Consider the following 696-nt stretch of genomic DNA (forward strand, 5'->3'; position numbering starts at 1 on the left):
GAGTTGGTTTTACCCGAAGGCGCTGCGCCAACCCGCAAGGGAAGCAGGCGACCACGGTAGGGTCAGCGACTGGGGTGAAGTCGTAACAAGGTAGCCGTAGGGGAACCTGCGGCTGGATCACCTCCTTTCTAAGGATGCTTCTCCAGTCTCTCACGAGACTATTGAGGCTCCGCATAGCGATGCGCTCAAGCAGCAATGCGGTAGCGCAAAGCAAAACGGCAGGATGCCGCCGTCTCCGTTTCTCTTTCCACTTTCGTCATCGACGCCTCGGCTATACGGGTCGCGGGGTTGGTGACGCGATCGCGAGCCCGGAACTCCTGGCTGTCGCGCTGCCCTAGGCCCGTAGCTCAGGTGGTTAGAGCGTACGCCTGATAAGCGTAAGGTCGGCAGTTCGAGTCTGCCCGGGCCTACCAGCCCTCTAGGATCCATCTGGACGGTTCGTCGACAGCTCTCCTGGCTTGACCCTGAGAAGGGGCCATAGCTCAGTTGGTAGAGCGCCTGCTTTGCAAGCAGGATGTCGGGAGTTCGATTCTCCCAGGCTCCACAGGAGAGGAAAGCCGGCCTTCGGGCCGGCTTTCGTCGTTTCCACCGTGATCCCCATCCGTCGTAGGGTGAAGCATGGATTTGCGGGTCGCGGCGTATGCCGTCATCGTCGACCCGGATGATCGACTTCTCCTGGCGCACTGGAATGAGGGG

Annotated in this window: 2 tRNA genes and 1 rRNA gene (1 of these 3 cut by a window edge); all 3 read left to right on the forward strand. The window is 60.6% G+C overall.

Going from position 1 to position 696, the window contains the following annotated elements:
• Positions 1 to 128, forward strand: a 16S ribosomal RNA gene (locus ACT6UX_RS30370) (its annotated part extends 641 nt beyond the left edge of the window); the annotation flags it as partial.
• Between the two features lie 208 nt (positions 129 to 336).
• A tRNA-Ile gene (locus tag ACT6UX_RS30375) sits at positions 337 to 413 on the forward strand.
• Positions 414 to 471: 58 nt separating this feature from the next.
• Positions 472 to 544, forward strand: a tRNA-Ala gene (locus ACT6UX_RS30380).
• Positions 545 to 696: the final 152 nt, after the last annotated feature.

Origin of the sequence: Reyranella sp. (assembly GCF_052439685.1) — a bacterium.
GTDB lineage: Bacteria > Pseudomonadota > Alphaproteobacteria > Reyranellales > Reyranellaceae > Reyranella.